The following is an 18,302-nucleotide window of genomic DNA, read 5'->3' on the forward strand; positions in this document are numbered from 1 at the left end:
GGCTTTGAAAAAATCCCGAATTCGCCGCTGAGAAACAAGGTCCAGTCCAATAGTCGGCTCATCCAGTAAAATGACCCGTGGGCGATGCAGCAGCGCGGCGATCAGTTCCATTTTCATACGCTCGCCGAGCGATAGCCGCCGAACCTGCACATGAAGCTGCTCCTCCACCCCAAGCAGCGTGACCAGCTCATCCAGCGCCTCTTTATAACGGTTATTATCGATTTCGTAAATCAGCTTGTTCAGCTCGAACGACTCGCTTGCGGGCAAATCCCACCAGAGCTGGTTTTTCTGTCCCATCACGATGGAAAACTGACGTTTAAACTCCTTTTGTCGCTTCCACGGGGTAAAGCCGAGTACCGATGCCTCCCCGTCCGTGGGATGGAGAATACCGGACAGCATTTTGAGCGTCGTTGTTTTACCCGCCCCGTTGGGACCAAGAAATCCGACGATTTCTCCTTCCTCAATGCTAAAGCTAACGTTTTGCACAGCCTTCTTGGTCAGCTGTTCACGCTTAAACAAATTTTGCAACGATTTGCGCACGCCCGGCTCTTTTTTGTAGTACGTAAACGTTTTCGACAATTGGTTTAATGTAATGGACGGCAATGAATTCCCCTCCTCTTTCCTCTGTGCATGATACCTGGATGAACATGCCTGATCTAGCCAAAATGCTTGGACTACTCGGATGCTTGCTCTGCCAAAATCATCAGTTCCTCCAGCATCTCCCGCTGTCTTTCAATTAAATGCAGAGCCCGTTCTGTAATCTCTGGCATCCGATGCTTGCGCAATTGGAGTCCTGTTTTGTAAATATGCAGATTAAGCTTGTGCCAATCCGCGTATAACGCCTGTGCCAATTCAATGACATGCTGTGCTTGCGGCCCCAGCGTAGCTTGATGCAGCCGGCAATAATCAGCTGTATAATCCGTTAAATGAAGAGCGCTGCCCAATCGCAGATTGTAATAGATTTCATGGCAGTACGTCCGAAACTCCTGATCCTCCATGTCTTCCAACAGATGGAAGTCACCGACAAATGCCCGGTAACCGGCATCTCCCCGCTTGACATGCTGGTCTGTTGCAACCTTTTCACCCGTCACATACTGACGAATATGGTATGCACACGCAACATGCAGCTCCCTTGGCGACAGCGGGACAGGCTGCTCCACCAGCCATGCATACTCAATAATGCCCTGCATGAGGTCGTCGAGCCGTGCTGAGCCCACATAAGTCATCGCATGTCCCGAGGAATCAAGCAGGAAACTATCATTTACCTGTGCCGTCCGTTCTTGCAAGTCCAATCCGCACAACTCAATCACATGGCCCCTTGGGTAATTTTTCACATATACATCGTGATAGGTCAACGCGGTGCTCGACGTATGCAGCATCGTACCATAACCGGATGTGAGCACCCGCAGCAGGTCAGTCTCATTGCTGACTCCTTCGACCCACGGTTCTACCCGAATAACCGGTCCGCCACTCGCGGCCATTTCTTGAAGCTGCTCCGGATATTTCTCCGGTCCGAAGCGCTTCAAATTGCCACCATACTCCGCGCACATACTCCCACACAGCATGAACAGCTCGGCTTCGGCCATGTTCACCCCATACCTCTGCAATGAAGTACGCAGGGAAGAATATACACAATGCTTCCCTGGGAGAGCATTTGCGATTTCTTCTGCACCATGGTCAACTATGGATTCATGCCGAGTCCCCATATCGGATTGCAGCATAGTTCTTGTCTGTTCGGCGCCCTTATGCATATTTGCCCAGCAGACGTTCAATGCCTTGCAGTGTAGACAGATGCTCTAGCACCAAATCGTCGTCCTCCATCGTAATATCAAGCTCATTTTCCAATTCCACAATTAATTCAACAGCGGATAAGGAATTCAGCCCCAAGGTTCGCAGATCCTGATCCGGAGTCAACTGTTCCAGCTCGCCGGGAGCCAGCTTCAAAACCTTTTCCAGCAAAGGCACTACATGGTATACATCTGTCTTCATTCTCAATTCCCTCCCATTTATGAACATCCTAATCCAGCAATGATACCTTCCAATTTGTGCGCATAAGCATCTGCTTCCTGCCAACTGTCTGCCAAAATAAGTGTGAAAATCCGGTTCACATAGCCCCGCTTTACAGGAATGCCTGACAAGGTACCCGCTGTATAAACAAACACTCCTTCAGGCCGTTCGGGTGTATAGAGCAAGCCTTCCTCCGCCAGCAGCCCGCACAAACGGCTGTAGGTTAGAGGTGTCGCGGTCACGTTGCGGTAATAGCGAGACAAGGTTTTATGCTGCTCGCCCAGCACAGAGGACAAGAATGAGATGTAAGTAGACAGAGTAAATCTACCATTAATCTCGATTACCGGAACCAGCAAACCATCTTCATCAACAAAACCGTCAATGGAGGCCATTCCCGTATACCCGATGGAATAGAGATATGTTCCCAACTGATAGGCACATCGTCTGACCTCTTCCTCCAGCGTCTCGCCAATGTCAGCAGGAACCTGGGAGCCGATATATACTGTACCGTCTACGTTTTGCCTTTTCAGCGAAAACATCGTCACACCACCGCCCTCGTCAATACAGAGCTGGTAGTTCAGATCCATTTGCTTATTGTGCCAGCGCTCCACCAGCCAGCCGCCAGAAGACGATGACGAACCGCCGAAGCGTCTCATCACACTCAGCAGCGTGTCCAGCTTGGACAGCTCGTCCAGCATATACATGCCTTGTCCCGAGGCACCATGCGGCTGCTTGATAATCAGCTTCACAGGCCCGTCCGATAAGCCAGCCAGTCTCTCACATTCTCTGCGAATTGCCGCTTCGTCTGCACATACAGCGCCTTCGCTGACAGCAAAACCAAGCTTTTGTGCGGTCAAACGACTAAATATTTTATCATTCACCTGGGCACAGACCGCAGATGGAGCACCGATCAGCTCCAGCCCGCAACGTTCCGCAATCGCTTCCTCCTGCGGTGTGACCGCATAGGGAACGAGCCATGCTTTGGCACCGCGGCTGCTATGACCTGCATCCGCAACCGTGCGCAGTCGTGCCAAAAGCGCGTCATCCGCCAGCACCAGCTCTGATATCGGCGTTAGCGGGTCCGAGGGCTCTGGCACCTCAATGCGCGGCAGGCTGAAGCCTAACCGCTGAAGCATGTCCAGAAATGCCTCATCCGGCTGTTCACGGAGTATAATGACATCCTGACTTCGACAGAGCAGGAGATTCATTTCCTCCATCCGGTTTACGACCTGCTGTTCATCCCGGTCTACCATGCCCCCCTTGCGGGGGGATGGATGCCATACTTGCTCTGCGCCAATATTAAACAGCCAAATCAGGACACCATGATCCCGTTCATGAGCAAGTGCTTCTACAAGGTTAATCGTTTTAGTCGTCACGTCTTGTCCTCATCCCTCTCTCTTCCATCCAATAGCAAACAACTTCCATAAGAGATTCATAGGAAACTAAATGTATTTCAGAGAGCCTGCTCCGTGCAGATACAGTACACTGCATTTGGAGCACACCGGCGTCAATCCTTCATGGTTAATCGTTTGCCGGGTTTTCTCGTACGCATCCGAATTCCATATCTCTTTCAGACTGTGCTCGCGCAAACTTCCAATCGTGAATTCACTGAAAAATTTGCAGGGCATGACCTTTCCGTCTGGTAAAATATCTGTTCTGGAGGTGAGCGCCAAGCAATGATTGGAACAACGGCTGACCATTTCCTCGCCATGTATAAATTTATCAATTTCCTCATAATCCAAGCCGGGCTGATAACGCACGCGAATGTTCCATACCCGCTCATTAATCCGCTGTAATTCCTGCATCAGAGGGTCAATGTTCGCCGGGTTGATCTTATATTTGAAAGCATGCCAGCTACTAATATTATTTTCTTCAAGTTGTCGGAGCCAAGAGAAGTTGCGTGTAAAATATTCATCCATTTTTAAGGAGGTTTCTTTGGAAATGTACCAGGGGAACGTCAGCAGCACCAGATCCAGCCTCTTGTCCTCCAGCATTTGCAGAAATTCGTACATCCGTCCGATCATGTTATCGTTAATGACCGCATGGACAGTTACCCGTCCCTTGTACAATCCCTGATCGCGAAGTTCAATCAGCTTATCCATCTGCCGCATTGTTTTTTGAAAGGTGCCTTTACCGCGTATTAAATCGTGTTCTCTTTCAAAGCCTTCAATCGCTATTAGCAATTCCAGATTTTCGGACAAGTCCAAAATCCGGTCCAAATATTTATCAATGAGTAGTCCATTTGTACAAAAGGTCATTTCACGCCGATCTTCCGCCAGCACGTCCAAAATTTCATCAAAGCGCCGGTGAAACATCGGTTCGCCGCCCCACATGTACAGCCGGGACTTCACTTCCTTTGTTTCGCTCAAAATCTGCCGGAGCATGTCCGGAGCAAGATCCATATTCTGTTCTTCTTTATCCATCTGGTGATGATAGCCTTCCTCGTTCCATTCAAAGCAGTGCGTACATCTTAAGTTGCAACGGTTAGTCAGCTTAATACCGATCGTTTGGGGCATGTCCGTTTTAAAAGCCGGATCCTGTGTTGCGTTACGATAAGACACGGAAGCGTTTTTCAAGTTACGCTTGATGAGCTTGAAAGCCTTCTCATCAATCAGCACATTGCTTTTGGGCTGCATGCTAACACCTCGTTTAATGGATTTTCAGGCAAACTCTACCTTGCGTTCAGACTGTCTCCATACCTTCCGGGTGCGGCACTTGCTCCGCATTGTTAATTCTTTGAATGTAACTGCAAAACGCATCTACTGAACAGAGATGTTCCAACTCAAAGGAATCAAAATCAATCTCTACATCAAATGCATCCTCCACTTGCAGCATAAAATGAACCAATTGCAATGAATCCAGTCCTGCATCATGAATAATGTCCGAACGTCCATTCAGCTTGGCGACCAATTCAGGATCTTCCTTGACCGCGCTGATCATTTCAATCACTTGGCTTTGCATAGCAAACTCCTCCTTGTGAATGAGGTCCTATCCTTCCGTCCAACGATGCCCTCTGAAAAGCTCCTAGAAAAATTCCTTGATTGGAACTATATTCAATTATACTCCTTCCTTGAAGAGACAAGTCAATAGGTTGTTTTGTAAGTAAAAATCGTAATTTGTAAATTAATGTGTGTTAAATTCTACAAATTTCTCTACATTTTTTATCCACTATTCTGTTGAAGCTGAACTTGAAAGTTAAATCTTGCTTCCCCCTCTTGTATGAAGAGTGTAATTATTTTACAATATATTCGAAAATATTTTTCTTTATTTCATTGAATTTAATGATACTTTTTTTCAAACAAGTATTATATAGCTAAAGGAGCACAGCTCATGTCCCCTATCCTTCACACCTTATCCCAAAGACTGGAGCAGTTGCCCGTACAAGAGCGTAAACTGGCGGAATCTATCCTGAAAGCCCCGGAGGATGTGCTGCATCTGGGTATTCGGGAGTTGTCAGAGCGTTGTGGTGTGAGTGCCGCAACTGCTACACGGTTTTGCAAGTCACTACATTTTAAAGGGTATCCTGATTTCAAAATGAAGCTGGCCGCCGAGTTGTCCCATGCCAACCATACAGGTGAAGAATCCTATCAGGACATTGTGGCTGGAAATTCACTTTCACGTATCGTGCAGGCCATTCAAGCAAATCATACAGCTTCCATTGCAGACACAACCCGGCTGCTGGATTTCGACAAACTGGAACAGGCCATTGCATGGCTGTCAGCTACAAACCGTATAGATCTCTATGGGATGGCGACATCCTCGATTGTGGCGCAGGATTTTTACCAGAAGCTAATCCGTATTGGCAAGAACAGTACTGCCTTCGCGGATTCTCACATGCAGATTACCTCTGCCTCCTCGCTTGGAGCGGAGGATGTGGCCTTTGCCGTCTCTTATTCAGGGGAAACCCAGGAGACAATCGCTGCTCTACGTTGTGCAAAAGAACAGGGTGCCAAAACATTATCCCTGACCTCCTTCGGAAACAATACGCTGGCAAGTCTTGCGGATATTGCGCTATTTTCCTCCTCATTGGAGGAAGGAATGCGCCGTGGAGACATGGCCTCCCGCATTGCCCAGCTTCATATGATCGATATCCTGTTTACAGGTATGGTGAGCGCAAATTTTGACAAATATATTCCGAGACTAGAAGGTTCATATCAACAAGTGAGTAAGCTCAAAAAACAACCAGGGGGGCACTAAAGATGAACGTACGCATTTTGAACAGCCGTGAAGACCTGAACGCTACTGCTGCCACTGTGATCGCCAGCTTGTTACTGTCCAAACCACAAGCTATGCTAGGCTTGGCCACCGGGAGTACGCCCATTGGCATTTACCGACATCTTGCAGATATGTACCGCAGGGGACAGGTGAGCTTTGCACGCGCCTATTCTGTGAATCTTGATGAATACGTGGGTCTCTCCCCAGAACATCCACAGAGCTATCGGAGTTTTATGAATGAGCATTTATTTCAGCATATCGACATCCCCATCTCTCATACACGTGTCCCTGACGGGAATGCCCTAGATCTCACAGCAGAATGTGTAGCGCACGAGCAGGCCATTCTAGATCATGGACCTGTGGATCTCCAATTGCTTGGCATTGGTCATAACGGCCATATCGGCTTTAACGAACCCGGTCACAGCTTGACGGGAGCTACACATGTTGTAGATTTGAAAGAAAGAACGCGCTCAGCCAATGCCCGATTTTTTGGCGATATAGATACAGTGCCCAGACAAGCAGTGACAATGGGAGTTGGCACCATTCTTAAAGCCAAACAAATTATACTGGTGGCCTTTGGCGCAGAGAAGGCCGACATTTTGAAGCAGGCTTTAACTGGACCTGTCACAACGGAGTGTCCGGCTTCCCTGCTGCAATGTCACCCCAACGTGCTTATTTTATTGGATCAGGAAGCAGGAGGATGGCTTAAATGAATTCAGATGAGTTGAATGGTAACTTACCGCAGCTGTTGTATGGTCAAGTCGTCATTGGGAATGATCTTATTCCCAACGGAGTTGTCATCATTGAGGGGCAATCCATTGTATACGCTGGTTCAGAGGAGAATGTACCCGTGAATTGGACCTCAGTGGTCTTAGGCCATCCGGAAGAAGGTGCCACACAAGCGGCGAATATTGTTCGCCACGAGGGAGGGTACCTGTTGCCAGGCTTTATTGATATTCATGTTCACGGCGGTAACGGCGAGGACTTTATGGACTCTGATTCGAGGGTGCTGGATACCATCACCTCCTTTCACAGTTCGCAAGGAACGACGGCTATGCTGGCTACCACGATGACTGCGCCGAAGGAACAAATTGACCAGGTATTAAGAGAAGTTCACGCCTATATGGCACTTCCCATGCCGCATGCGCAATTGGAGGGTGTGCATCTGGAAGGGCCATTCATCAGCCCAAACTGGGCAGGAGCACAAAACCCGGAACATATCGTGCCTCCAAGCCTCGCTTGGGTAGCAGAATGGGAACAGCGCTATCCGGGCCTTGTTCGCCAGGTCACACTTGCGCCTGAACAAAAAGGTGCCCTTGAACTCATCCCATGGCTGCGTAGTCACGGCATTACCGCGGCTCTCGGTCATACGGATGCTACGTATGAAGAGGTAGAACAGGCAGCGGCGGCAGGCTTAAACCATGCCGTGCATACCTTTAACGCCATGACTCCGCTGCATCACCGCAAACCGGGAGCCGTAGGAGCCGTACTCACTGATTCGCGTATTGAGGCTGAAATCATCGCAGACGGCATCCATGTGCATCCTGCCGCCATTTCCCTGCTTGCCAAATTAAAGCAGGATCATAATCTTATCCTCATCACCGATGCCATGTCGGCCACTGGACTGGAAGATGGTCACTATACACTCGGCGATCTGCCAGTGATCGTACAGGACGGTGTCGCACGACTGGAAGATGGCGTTACTTTGGCAGGAAGCACACTAACGATGATTGAAGGCTTCCGCTATCTGGTTCAACAGGTAGGCTTGAGTATTCCCGAGGCATCACAAGTGGCCAGCCTGAATCCGGCTCGATCCCTGAACATAGCTGATCGAACAGGTTCACTTGAAGCAGGTAAACAAGCAGACATCTTGTTGCTGGATGCCGACTTAAATTTGCAAGGTGTGTGGATAAAAGGAATACGCAAATAATGCAGTCATGGTGATATCATTCCCCAAAACCAAAGAGCTATCCTTCAGCATATTCGCTGAGATGGATAGCTCTTTCTTTGGCATTGCATAAAGTTTGAAATTAACGATGATTCATCGGTGCAGACGTATGATTTTGTGGACGTGTTGGTGTATTTAGCGTTGGATGATTCGTACCCGCCGCATGGGTAGGGAATACGCGTTCAAGGACATCCACCAATTGGTTGCTCAATCCTCTAACTGGGTGACCATTTTGCACATTGCGTGATAAGTCGGTGGTGTGCTTGATAAATTCAGGGTTTGCTGAAACATATACCTGTTCAATCGACGGTGCAAATTGCTTAACCTTGTTAGCAATTCTACTTTTTACATCTTCGGTCAATGCGCTAGGCTCATATGCAGTTCTTGCACCTTCCACTGTGGTGCCATCTGTACGGGTGCCATCCGTACGAGCACCATCCGTGCGGGTGCCATCGGCCAAACCGCGAATCATACCGTACGAGCCTGTACCCATTGTACCGTACAAACCGTCATCACGACGCGCAGGTGTTCCCGTTCCGGTAAGTCCATTGTCTGTCATTCCAGGCGTTGTAGTACCCGTTGTACGGTCTCCTCTAGTGCCAGTGACGCCATTCACACTCGGTACATTCCCGTTACGCCCAATATTAGTACTTGGAGTACCGTTATGGCCCGGTGTACCGACACCTGTGCCATTGCCTTGGTCTTTAAGGGAGACGGCTACATATGCATGACGTTCACCGACCAGTACTGTCGCAGACTTTACATCCGGCATCTCGGATATACGTTTGGACAAGTTGCGATCGACTTGCAGGTTACGGACAGGATGTCCAGTTCTGTTGGCATTTTCATTCAATGGCACTCCATTTATGCCATTGGATTTCACCCCATAACGATTCACACCATCCATGCGGTTTACACCATCCAAACGGTTCATACCATCTAAACGGTTTACCCCGTCTAAACCATAACGATTCACACCGTCCAAATGGTGCGTGCTTTGCGTGTTATAGCGAGTAGCGTTCGTGCGGACGTTATGATTGGCAGTCCCACATCCTGTCAATGTAGCCATGCTGGCAAGTAAAGCAGCAGAAATCGTCAAACTGATGACCTTCTTAGTTCCTGGCATGAACTCATCCTCCATACATATATAATGTGTGACGAGGTTAGCATGCGCCATCAATCTTAGGGATATCCTGACTAAAAAATGACTGAAAAAATAAAATTTTAATGTAAATATGAAATTCAATTGATGATTTACCACAAGATGGCATGTATAATAAGTTCGAAATACTTTATTTTACAATAAGGAGGATTTACAGTTTGAAGAAGCTCACTGTTTTTATGCTCATTTTTTTGTTGTCCGTCACTCTTGTTCCCGTCGGTGCTTTTGCAGGCTCCACTACACCTGAAGCCCCGAAAGATCCCGCTGGAAGCTGGTTCGAAGGTCCGCCCCCTACTCATGTTGATCCTGCCAAGCCCGCCTTATTGTTTGTACATGGCTTGAACAGTAGCGCTGAAGTGTGGACCAAGAATAATAACGATATGCTTCAGCGCGCACGTGATGCCGGATACCAGACGGCAACCATTAATCTGTACGACGCGAATGGCACATCCCAGGATATGTGGGAAAATGGCAAGCTTTTAGCCGACAAAATCAAAGTCATTAGTAATCATTTTGGAAAAAAACTCATCATCATCGCCCACAGCAAAGGTGGAGTGGATACTCAAACCGCTCTCGTATACAACGGAGCAGCCCCTTACGTACAACGTGTCATTACCCTCAGCAGTCCTCATCATGGCTCCCAACTCGCAGATCTCGCCTACAGCAGCTGGGCCGGATGGCTGGCAGATATCGTCGGCTCACAGAATCCCGGCACCTCTACATTACAAACATCTTATATGAAATATTTCCGAACCAAGACCGATGCACTCAGCAATGCAACTACAATTCCGTTCTTCACATTTGCTGGTGATAACTGGTCTGGCGGCACCGCCTCTTACATAATGGGTGGACTTTACCTCTCCACCTTTGGCAAAAATGATGGAGTGGTCATAGTCGACAATGCTAAACTTCCCGGCGGACGTGTAGTTAAAGTCGGTTCCTGGGATCATGCCAAGGTTCGTACCGGCTCTTACGTCTTCTCCCTGATCCTACCTTACCTCCAAGCGAACACTCCAGCATTAAATCAGGAAACTGAGGCCTTTTCAGCAGCATCTTCCCTGACTGCTTCTGCTGTACAAGCCACTTATAGTGAGATCGATAATTCATATTTTATCCGAGGCGGCGATTATGATGAAAAAGCCTCCGAAACGCTCACGGTTGAAAATGGTGTCCAATCCATTGATCTGGACTGGATCAGCGATAAGCGTGTAAGTAAACTCGAATTGACCAAACCTGACGGAACTATCGAATTGCTTAATGTGAAAGCAGGTCGTGATGAAGAAATCTTTGCCGGTGCTTGGCATCATAGTGCAGTAATGTTCAATCCTCAACCAGGTATCTATAAGCTGAACGCCGTAATTGCTGATCGTGGTGCGTATCTTCTGATTGCACGCTATCATGCCGTTCAAGTACCTGAACTCAAATACAATTTAAATGCAGTGGGCCCGAAACTAAATATGAAATCCCAGGATTCCTCGGCCAGCGTCACACAAGTTACTTACCAAGTTCAATACTATGGTGATCCACAACAAGGAGTCACTACAGCGTCCAAGGGCCTGACATTGCAACAGAAAACTGTTAACCCTACTGGGCAAATTGAGCTTTCCAAAGTGGACAAGCCTGGCATTTATTCTGTAACTTATGAAATTAACGGTACCACAGCAGCAGGATATCCATACCGCCGTACAGCCGTTCAATCTATTTATATTGATGCAGACGGCAACAAGTATGTCGACTAAATAAACCTACAACCTCAACAGCCTGCATACCCCCATCATATTACGGGCGTTTGCAGGCCTATTTACTATTCCCATCATTATTAATAGAGTCAACTTTTCGCAAGCCCTGCTATCACTCATACACATCATTCATACACTTATGCCCTCCGTTACATCAGTTAAAATTACTGAATAAGGATAGACAAGGCTATTTCCAAAGTCCACTTTTTCTCTAGATCTCTGTCTTTAGCTCTTGCCGTAGCTCCTCAATAAAATCAACTACGATACTTTGAACAGCATCTTCACGGGACATACGTATATACCGGCTCGTCTTCTGAATGTCTTCCTCGAACAAATAAAGTATCCTGCTCATGGCCTCCTGATCCCCACTTTGTGCTAATTTGAGCCATTGGACGAACTCAGCATCCGAAATAACTCTTTGAGCATTTTCTTTTTCCATTTATTCACCGCCTGTTGGGATAGCTTTAACTCTTTTGCAATCTGTGCTTCGGTTTTGTCTAGTATGTAAAGGTCAAAGATGATCATTTTTCCGATCTCAGAAGATAGAGAGTTGATAAGCTGTAGTGTGTACATATTAGAGTTTGCAGATTCTGTAAAAGATGGAGCGCTGATAGCTTCGTTTTTTTCCATTACAAATTCATGGTTGGTTTGTACCCGAGCACGATACTGGATTCTCCAGGCAATGCGATACAACTTCTTACGGTATTGTTCTACCAATGTTAGCTGAGATTTTTCCAATATAAATCACCCTTTCTCTTTGGATTTGACTTTTCTAAATCCTCATACTATAGGGTAATTTGTAATCCAATTTAACAACCAAAACAGAACACTTGTTCTTATTTATTATACTATTTTTACAATCAGTTGTATATGGTCCTTTTAATTTACCTTCCTTTATATATGGCTAAAAAGGAGGGAAATAGATTGCACATGGATGACGCTCTTTCTCTGGTTACGAACGTAGGCTTTCCGGCTGGACTTTGTTTTATTTTATTGCGGCACATTCTGCACACGATGGAGGAAAAGTTGGATAAGCTGGATCTCTCACTTCATGAGCTGATTCGGGTTATCCAGGATTTAAACGATCATAACAGCCCTTCTTCCAAAAGCAGCAAGCCTGATGAATAACGAATACAAAGAAGCTCCACGCGACGATTATTCGCCGTTGGAGCCTCTTTGTTCAGCTATTATAAATGTAATGATTATTTGCTAGCCTTAGCCTGGTCATGGCCACTCTGTTCTGCATGATTCACATCAGATGCTGCCAGACCATAAGCCCAATTGCTTTGTGGCGGCACTACCCATACCGTATTTGGATCATCGGTAAGTGTCCAGCCCTGATAGACCTGCTGGGAGTCATCCTTACCCAGCGATACGCTCAGCGTAAAGCGGTGAACAGGCTTGTTCAGCTCGGAGGCTTTGCGCAAGGCTTGATTGCTGGCGAGGTTTTTGATTTGCTGTGAGAGGGAAGTCGCCGTGTCACCAGCTACTGCCTTGCCGTTAAGCGTCCAAGATGAGGAAGCAGTGTCCCCAGTCCCACTGTTACCGGAGGATCGGAGCATCCATGAGGCTTTCTGGCCTTCCCACTCTATTCCGCTCAGCTTGGTATCGTCCCAATCAAACGGCGTTGTATCTGTAAAATCATCAACACCCAGCAGCAAACCCGAAAGTGTATCTATGGGTACGGAAGCTATCTCCTTTTGGTCTGATAGTACATAGACAGCATCTCCGGAAGGCAGCGCTTCACCGAAGGCAAAAGTGCGAACATCACCATTTTTCGTCTTAATTTCAATCTGGTCATGGGTAGCGCTAATTCCATATTTGGCTACGTCTATGGGAGACGATTTCACCACTTCACCCAGCTTTACATTTTGAATCGCGCTTAACCAATTGTCTATTGTATATTGATTTAACGGGTAAGCTCGTGGCTTAGTCATGCTCCATTTGCCATCACGTTGATTAAGCTCCACCGACTTACCGTCCTTTCCAGTGATTGCAAAAGACGTAATATCTCCTTGTGTAAGCTGAACGAGCTGACGAGCCACCGGGGTTTGTTCACGAAAGAAGTTTTGACTCTTAGCATAGATTATACCCGCTCCCAATACGACTAGCAGCAGCACTGTGGGTATCCATTTTCTCATGCACTTCTTCGCCTCCACCATAATAAAATTCCGATCACCGCAAACAGCAGCGGCAATCCGATGACTGATATGGCTAATACCGTTTTCGCTTGAGCAGCAGTCAAATAAGCTACCTTAAAATCCTGCTCCTGACGAGGCCGAATAGTGAGTCCATCCGAGTGTCCCTGTACATAATTCAGACTATTCAGCACAAAGTCTCGATTCCCTCCGGTGCTGATCTCAGTATCGCTTAGGAGAGCTGACGTTCCGAGAATAACTGCTTTGGGCTTGCCGTCTTTTCCTTCTACCGCGTAGCCGAGATCAAGCGGTCCCTGTGGATCGTTGGCATCTTTCTGCGTTTCGTTGTTCAACAGTCCCTGAATATTCGTTTCACCATAACTGGCTGCAGAAGATTTCAGCAATAGCGTCGTCTTCCAATTCTTCTGCTCTTCTGCCTGCAAAGCAATAGACAGCGAAAGAACAGGATACAGATTAGAGGCCGCTAATTTATCGGTAATCGCATGACTGCCAAAGGTAGGAACCGTCCATAGAGGACCCAGCGTATTCGTCTGTTCCTGATCCACCACAATAGCATGAGTATCTTTCACCCCATAATCAGCCGCTAATGCGTCAAGGTTTTTCCAGCTGGTTCCCATGTTCGGGTGAAATCCTAACGCCATAAAAAGCTTTCCACCATCATTTAGATACGTACGAATACTTTTCAGTTCCGTTGCACTAATATCCCGCTCTGGACCGACAATAGCCAGTACAGACGCATCTTTGGGTACACTACCCGCTCGATTGAGCTGAACTTCCTCTGTTTTCACATTATCTTGCGCCAACGAGCTGCTTAATCCGGTCATTTGGGACAAAGGAATTTCCTCATGTCCTGTCAGAAAAATCACTTTTCCTTGACGTGTAGACGATAATGCCAACAGTCCACTAGTCAGCTTTCCTTCCCCGGTAAATTGGTACGCTCCTTCACTACTCCCCTGGGCTTGCGTAAAAAGACTTCCAATATCTATAACCCGCTTCTTCTCTCCCTGCACCAGCACGATGGAGGCCTCAGTAACACCATACTGCTTGGCCATTATCGGCTCCTGATTCAAATCATATTGCTCGACTTTGAGCTTGCTGTTACGCTTGGCATATTCATGCAGCATATCCGTAACATCCCGGTTCAGCTTCTGATTCTGAGAAGTGGATACAGTAAAGGCAATCAATCGTACGTTTTCCTTTACACCCTGAATAGTCGTCAACGTCTGATCAGACAGCGTATACTGCTTGCCTGCCGTCAGATCCAGCTGAAAACCTCCCAGCGAACGCAGAAATAACGTCAATAAAATAAAAATACCTACAGCAGCAATCGATAGTACCACACTATTGGTGTGACCCAGCCATTTTTTCATCTTCATTACCTCCACCGTTTCCGTTCAACCACTTGGATGCTAAATAGCAAAAAGAGCGCCGCCACCGTCACGTAGTACATCACATCGGCTCCATTCAGCAATCCTTTGGTGAAACTGTCAAACCGCGCGGTTAGTGAAAATGGTTCTAGCCACTGCTGCAGCGCCGCAGATGCGCCGGTTTGTCCACCAAACGAATCCAGCATCCAGAACACGAGTAAGAGAATAAAACTGACGACCGCCGACATCATTTGATGCTGTGAAAGCGTCGAAGCGAATAAGCCAATCGCCATCATGGCTGCGCCAAGCATAAACAGACCGATCACGGAAGTAAATACCAGCGTCCAATCCAGCGCCCCATAAAAGGACATCACGACCGGATATGCCAAACTGCACAGTACCAGAATGAGCAACATACCCAGCGATGCCAAAAATTTACCAATCATGATTTCCGTTACACTCACAGGTGAAGTAAGCAGCAATTCATCCGTACCCTGCCTGAATTCCTCTGCAACCAGCCGCATCGTGAGTAATGGGACAACAAACACCAGCATGGACAATGTGTCACCGAGTACCAGTCGATAGTCCAGAATACTAGGCTGATACATTACAAAGTTCGTGTAAAATAGTAACCCCGTCAGCAGCATGTACACCGCAAGCGCAAAATACGTCGTTGGGGTCCATAGATAGGCTTGCAGCTCCTTTTGACAGACTGCGAACAAACGCCTCATGACTGATTTCCTCCCGTATCCTTGTTTTCTTCGACCTTGTTATTACCACTCTGCTCTTCTTCCGTTTCCCGAGTGGTTAACTGCTGAAAGATATTTTCCAAGCTCAGATTTTCTTTTTTCATTTCCAAAATCGGAAGCTTCGCATCCGATAGCACATAAAACAGCTCTTCGCGAAAATCCTCATCGGAAGCCCCTGTAAGCAGCAATCCGGTCAAATCCTGCTCTGTGGCAGTCAGCTTCGTATTCGCTGGAGGCAGAACAGGCGCCAAAAATTCAACTTGTACTTTTCCCCAAGTTTGAAGGACATCCATTACCTGCTCATGCTTGCCTTTGACCTCCACCTTCACTTTGAAGCCATCTTCCATCGAACCGCCGAGCGCGTCAGGACGCCCGTCCATGACCAGTTTCCCTTCATGGATGATCAGAACCCGATTGCACAAAGCATCCACCTCGGGCAAAATATGCGTGCTGAGCAATACCGTATGATTTTCACCAATCTCCTGAATGAGCTGACGAATCTCCAAAATCTGATTAGGGTCCAAACCCGAGGTCGGTTCATCCAGCACTAGCAAATCCGGGTTATGAATAATCGCACCTGCCAATCCCAAGCGCTGTTTGTACCCTTTGGATAAACTACGGACCAATTGTTTTTCACGTCCATTCAGACCCAGTCGGGATATCATCTCTGAGATACGCAGCTTCTGCTCTCTCGCAGGCACATCCCGAATGCTAGCTACAAACTTTAAATAGGATCTTACAGACATATCCCCATACAAGGGGGGCGTTTCCGGCAGGTAACCGATTTTGGAGCGGGCTTGTCTGCCTTTATCCTGAATCGGGATACCGTCAATCGTAATTACTCCCTCGTTTGGCTGAAGATAACCTGTAATCATGCGCATCGTCGTCGTTTTACCCGCACCATTGGGCCCCAAAAAACCCACAATTTCACCGCGCTGCATCTCAAAATCCAACTTATGTACGCCCCGGTTGCCCTCGTACCATTTACTCACCTGCTGCACTTTGAGCACATGTCCCACCCTTTCTTTATTCGTGATCTTTTGCCTGCTGCTCTCCCATCCAAAATGTTGCATGGGAAGCAGGCAGCAGCGAAGTGGAGGATTTGAAGCTGAAGAAGCGATAGCGTTCGCCTTATTGTAGGATTCTTACCTTTAAATATCTCATCTAATCCAAGAAGAATCCTATAGCAACAGCGATCGGAAGCTCAAAGCCTTCGCGTAGCGGTCTCCTCGCACTTCATGCTACACTTTTAAATTCTAATGATAATCCCCCACATATAGCTTTAGCTTAACAACACTTAAATAGAAGCTTAAAATAATGTGTCTAAAATGTGAACGAGAAAATACGCATCTGCCCTCGTAAACTTGTACGGTTCTCCAAGGCGTGGATTCGCATCTACTATCATTACAATGTGTGAAGGGATTGTATAAAAAGCGATGACCGTATTATTTACTAATCTAGTTAATAACGGCGACTTCGAGACTGGATCTACCCTTTTTTGGAACGCTGCAAATGTGACCGTCACTAACTTATCTGTAAAAAAGACAAACTTTTATAGTGCGATCCTGGCAGGAGGCGCGGTAGATGCATCCCTTTCTCAGGTCGTTTTCGCCACCCCAGGCGAAAGTTATACGTTAAGCCTATCAGCTGCGAAAATAGGAAGCTTGGTCAATCCTCAACTCAACATTTTTCTGTATTACTATGACGCAACCTTTAGCTTCCTTGGCACTGGGCTAACTACCTATTTGAGCGCAGGCACATTACCCGATGCTGTGAATGGGACATGGCAAACTCTATACCAAGTAACAGCCCCTGTTCCAGCTAACGCAGCCTTTGCCTTTTTCGTTATTAGCAAAAATGCCTTAGCTAACACTGCTGATGTAGCCATTGATTCCGTTGCCCTTGTTAAAGCAAGTGCAACGGGAGCTGTGGGCCCAGCCGGACCGGCTGGGCCCACTGGTGCTACAGGCGCCAGTGGCGCTACAGGTGCTACGGGGCCTGCAGGTGCCACGGGCGACACTGGCGCTACTGGACCAGTTAATTAAGGAAAACTGCAAAAACCTTTATCCTATGCGGGATAAGGGAATACCAAAATAAAATATGAGCTATCACATTACACAGGATACCGCCCTATTGGACAAGATGGGCGGTATTTTTGTATCTGGATAGCGGAACTTCGGGTCAACTTGGCTCGAAGTTGTTTTTAGAGGAAAGGAGGAATTGCACATGGCAACTACCCGCCTTATCACAAGTCACACTGGAAGCGGCACGACCATTATGGAAACCTTAAAAGACGGTTTTGACTATGGGAAAGAGCAGATAAGACCCGCAACGGCGATTTGATTCTTGCCTATGAATGTGACCCTGCCACGGCTGACGCGGAGTTTTTACTCTCAAAAGCAAAGTACAAACCTCTCACAGGCGGGAGCAAAAACAGGAGAATGATGTGCTGTATTATCAAATCCGGCAGGCGTTCCCGCACAGTGAAACAGACCCGGAAACTGCACTTAAAATCAGCTATGACCTTGCCATGCGCCGGACAAAAGGACGACACGCCTTTTTCGTGGTTTCCCATGCTGATCGTCTACACCCCCATTGCCATATTTACTACAATTCCACCTCGCTGGACTGCACCCGGAAATTCCGGGATTTTATCGGTTCGGCCCGTGCGGTGCGGCGGCTCTCTGACCGTATATGCCTTAAAAAGGGATTATCTGTTATCACCAATCCAAAACGCCACAGCAAGGGAAAATTCAAGAATTACGGGGAATAGCTGGACGGTCACAACCCGCCCACCTTTAAAGAAAAATTAAAGTCGCAGATTGATATTTGCCTTGTAACGAAGCCGCCAGATATGGACACCTTTTTACAGACAATGGAGTTGGCTAGCCATGAAATCAAACACGGACGCGGCAGCACAATCAGCTTCCGAGCAGAGTCGCAGGGTCAATCTGAT

At 47.3% G+C, this 18,302-nt stretch carries 19 protein-coding genes and 1 pseudogene; 7 read left to right on the forward strand and 13 right to left on the reverse strand.

What is annotated here, in order from left to right; translation table 11 throughout:
• The 6 genes from AC5V8P_RS01410 to AC5V8P_RS01435 form a co-directional block, all read right to left on the reverse strand.
• Window positions 1-603: ABC transporter ATP-binding protein (locus tag AC5V8P_RS01410; protein ID WP_495473545.1), on the reverse strand; the 603-nt coding region annotated here is incomplete at its 3' end.
• A 71-nt stretch (window positions 604-674) separates the two neighbouring features.
• Window positions 675-1,751 (reverse strand): hypothetical protein, encoded by a 1,077-nt coding sequence (locus tag AC5V8P_RS01415; RefSeq protein WP_064797425.1) that lies wholly within the window; start codon window positions 1,749-1,751, stop codon window positions 675-677.
• Entirely contained in the window at window positions 1,744-1,989 is a 246-nt protein-coding gene (locus AC5V8P_RS01420) for an acyl carrier protein (RefSeq protein ID WP_016818498.1), read from the reverse strand. Before AC5V8P_RS01420 ends, AC5V8P_RS01415 begins: the two co-directional genes overlap by 8 nt.
• Window positions 1,990-2,006: 17 nt before the next feature.
• Window positions 2,007-3,383, reverse strand: coding sequence for a preATP grasp domain-containing protein (locus AC5V8P_RS01425; RefSeq protein ID WP_064797424.1), 1,377 nt, complete (start codon window positions 3,381-3,383; stop codon window positions 2,007-2,009).
• Window positions 3,384-3,449: 66 nt separating this feature from the next.
• Window positions 3,450-4,643 carry a radical SAM/SPASM domain-containing protein gene (locus AC5V8P_RS01430; protein ID WP_064797423.1) on the reverse strand — a complete coding sequence of 398 codons (1,194 nt, stop codon included), beginning with the start codon at window positions 4,641-4,643 and terminating at the stop codon, window positions 3,450-3,452.
• Window positions 4,644-4,689: 46 nt separating this feature from the next.
• Complete coding sequence (locus AC5V8P_RS01435) at window positions 4,690-4,968, reverse strand: acyl carrier protein (protein WP_064797422.1); 279 nt, start codon at window positions 4,966-4,968, stop codon at window positions 4,690-4,692.
• Between the two features lie 369 nt (window positions 4,969-5,337).
• On the opposite strand from AC5V8P_RS01435, the gene AC5V8P_RS01440 reads away from it, so the two are divergent.
• From AC5V8P_RS01440 to nagA, 3 genes are read left to right on the forward strand one after another with little or no spacing between them, the layout of a single operon-like run.
• Window positions 5,338-6,204 carry a MurR/RpiR family transcriptional regulator gene (locus AC5V8P_RS01440; RefSeq protein WP_064797421.1) on the forward strand — a complete coding sequence of 289 codons (867 nt, stop codon included), beginning with the start codon at window positions 5,338-5,340 and terminating at the stop codon, window positions 6,202-6,204.
• 2 nt (window positions 6,205-6,206) lie between these two features.
• Window positions 6,207-6,935 carry a glucosamine-6-phosphate deaminase gene (nagB, locus tag AC5V8P_RS01445; protein WP_064797420.1) on the forward strand — a complete coding sequence of 243 codons (729 nt, stop codon included), beginning with the start codon at window positions 6,207-6,209 and terminating at the stop codon, window positions 6,933-6,935.
• Window positions 6,932-8,152: an N-acetylglucosamine-6-phosphate deacetylase gene (gene nagA / locus AC5V8P_RS01450; RefSeq protein ID WP_064797419.1), complete on the forward strand. Its 1,221-nt coding sequence runs from the start codon at window positions 6,932-6,934 to the stop codon at window positions 8,150-8,152. The genes nagB and nagA overlap by 4 nt, the downstream gene beginning before the upstream one ends.
• Window positions 8,153-8,252: 100 nt before the next feature.
• Here nagA and AC5V8P_RS01455 read toward each other — a convergent pair whose 3' ends face one another.
• Complete coding sequence (locus AC5V8P_RS01455) at window positions 8,253-9,296, reverse strand: YhcN/YlaJ family sporulation lipoprotein (RefSeq protein WP_063209368.1); 1,044 nt, start codon at window positions 9,294-9,296, stop codon at window positions 8,253-8,255.
• A 194-nt stretch (window positions 9,297-9,490) separates the two neighbouring features.
• On the opposite strand from AC5V8P_RS01455, the gene AC5V8P_RS01460 reads away from it, so the two are divergent.
• On the forward strand, window positions 9,491-11,071 hold the full coding sequence (locus tag AC5V8P_RS01460; protein WP_063209371.1) for an esterase/lipase family protein: 1,581 nt from the start codon (window positions 9,491-9,493) through the stop codon (window positions 11,069-11,071).
• Window positions 11,072-11,282: 211 nt separating this feature from the next.
• On the opposite strand, the gene AC5V8P_RS01465 is transcribed toward AC5V8P_RS01460, so the two are convergent.
• Together AC5V8P_RS01465 and AC5V8P_RS01470 are read right to left on the reverse strand one after the other, a co-directional pair.
• Window positions 11,283-11,423, reverse strand: a complete 141-nt coding sequence (locus AC5V8P_RS01465) for a hypothetical protein (protein ID WP_231116909.1) — start codon at window positions 11,421-11,423, stop codon at window positions 11,283-11,285.
• A gap of 23 nt (window positions 11,424-11,446) precedes the next feature.
• Complete coding sequence (locus tag AC5V8P_RS01470; RefSeq protein WP_064797418.1) at window positions 11,447-11,809, reverse strand: hypothetical protein; 363 nt, start codon at window positions 11,807-11,809, stop codon at window positions 11,447-11,449.
• Between the two features lie 186 nt (window positions 11,810-11,995).
• On the opposite strand from AC5V8P_RS01470, the gene AC5V8P_RS01475 reads away from it, so the two are divergent.
• Window positions 11,996-12,199 carry a hypothetical protein gene (locus tag AC5V8P_RS01475; RefSeq protein ID WP_081276849.1) on the forward strand — a complete coding sequence of 68 codons (204 nt, stop codon included), beginning with the start codon at window positions 11,996-11,998 and terminating at the stop codon, window positions 12,197-12,199.
• 74 nt (window positions 12,200-12,273) lie between these two features.
• Here AC5V8P_RS01475 and AC5V8P_RS01480 read toward each other — a convergent pair whose 3' ends face one another.
• The 4 genes from AC5V8P_RS01480 to AC5V8P_RS01495 are packed head-to-tail and all read right to left on the reverse strand — an operon-like array spanning window position 12,274 to window position 16,419.
• A complete protein-coding gene (locus AC5V8P_RS01480; protein WP_063209377.1) occupies window positions 12,274-13,212 on the reverse strand; it encodes a DUF4340 domain-containing protein in 939 nt (312 codons plus the stop codon).
• A complete protein-coding gene (locus tag AC5V8P_RS01485; RefSeq protein ID WP_063209379.1) occupies window positions 13,209-14,600 on the reverse strand; it encodes a GldG family protein in 1,392 nt (463 codons plus the stop codon). Before AC5V8P_RS01485 ends, AC5V8P_RS01480 begins: the two co-directional genes overlap by 4 nt.
• A gap of 5 nt (window positions 14,601-14,605) precedes the next feature.
• Window positions 14,606-15,328 carry an ABC transporter permease gene (locus AC5V8P_RS01490; protein WP_063209381.1) on the reverse strand — a complete coding sequence of 241 codons (723 nt, stop codon included), beginning with the start codon at window positions 15,326-15,328 and terminating at the stop codon, window positions 14,606-14,608.
• Complete coding sequence (locus AC5V8P_RS01495) at window positions 15,325-16,419, reverse strand: ABC transporter ATP-binding protein (RefSeq protein WP_081276848.1); 1,095 nt, start codon at window positions 16,417-16,419, stop codon at window positions 15,325-15,327. The genes AC5V8P_RS01490 and AC5V8P_RS01495 overlap by 4 nt, the downstream gene beginning before the upstream one ends.
• A gap of 363 nt (window positions 16,420-16,782) precedes the next feature.
• Between AC5V8P_RS01495 and AC5V8P_RS01500 the strand changes: the two genes are divergently transcribed.
• Entirely contained in the window at window positions 16,783-17,391 is a 609-nt protein-coding gene (locus AC5V8P_RS01500; RefSeq protein ID WP_155762567.1) for an NTTRR-F1 domain, read from the forward strand.
• A 386-nt stretch (window positions 17,392-17,777) separates the two neighbouring features.
• A pseudogene (locus AC5V8P_RS01505) lies at window positions 17,778-18,119 on the forward strand (relaxase/mobilization nuclease domain-containing protein); the annotation flags it as partial.
• Window positions 18,120-18,302: the final 183 nt, after the last annotated feature.

This window comes from Paenibacillus sp. N119s, from assembly GCF_059447605.1.

What these genes read in the sequence shown, in the direction of transcription:
- AC5V8P_RS01485 (WP_063209379.1), bottom strand. Translation starts at nt 14,600, where the DNA reads ATGAAAAAATGGCTGGGTCACACCAATAGTGTGGTACTATCGATTGCT.
- AC5V8P_RS01455 (WP_063209368.1), bottom strand. Translation starts at nt 9,296, where the DNA reads ATGCCAGGAACTAAGAAGGTCATCAGTTTGACGATTTCTGCTGCTTTA.
- AC5V8P_RS01430 (WP_064797423.1), bottom strand. Translation starts at nt 4,643, where the DNA reads ATGCAGCCCAAAAGCAATGTGCTGATTGATGAGAAGGCTTTCAAGCTC.
- AC5V8P_RS01500 (WP_155762567.1), top strand. Translation starts at nt 16,783, where the DNA reads ATGACCGTATTATTTACTAATCTAGTTAATAACGGCGACTTCGAGACT.
- AC5V8P_RS01435 (WP_064797422.1), bottom strand. Translation starts at nt 4,968, where the DNA reads ATGCAAAGCCAAGTGATTGAAATGATCAGCGCGGTCAAGGAAGATCCT.
- AC5V8P_RS01420 (WP_016818498.1), bottom strand. Translation starts at nt 1,989, where the DNA reads ATGAAGACAGATGTATACCATGTAGTGCCTTTGCTGGAAAAGGTTTTG.
- AC5V8P_RS01490 (WP_063209381.1), bottom strand. Translation starts at nt 15,328, where the DNA reads ATGAGGCGTTTGTTCGCAGTCTGTCAAAAGGAGCTGCAAGCCTATCTA.
- AC5V8P_RS01465 (WP_231116909.1), bottom strand. Translation starts at nt 11,423, where the DNA reads ATGAGCAGGATACTTTATTTGTTCGAGGAAGACATTCAGAAGACGAGC.
- AC5V8P_RS01415 (WP_064797425.1), bottom strand. Translation starts at nt 1,751, where the DNA reads ATGCATAAGGGCGCCGAACAGACAAGAACTATGCTGCAATCCGATATG.
- AC5V8P_RS01495 (WP_081276848.1), bottom strand. Translation starts at nt 16,419, where the DNA reads ATGCAACATTTTGGATGGGAGAGCAGCAGGCAAAAGATCACGAATAAA.
- nagA (WP_064797419.1), top strand. Translation starts at nt 6,932, where the DNA reads ATGAATTCAGATGAGTTGAATGGTAACTTACCGCAGCTGTTGTATGGT.
- AC5V8P_RS01440 (WP_064797421.1), top strand. Translation starts at nt 5,338, where the DNA reads ATGTCCCCTATCCTTCACACCTTATCCCAAAGACTGGAGCAGTTGCCC.
- nagB (WP_064797420.1), top strand. Translation starts at nt 6,207, where the DNA reads ATGAACGTACGCATTTTGAACAGCCGTGAAGACCTGAACGCTACTGCT.
- AC5V8P_RS01480 (WP_063209377.1), bottom strand. Translation starts at nt 13,212, where the DNA reads ATGAGAAAATGGATACCCACAGTGCTGCTGCTAGTCGTATTGGGAGCG.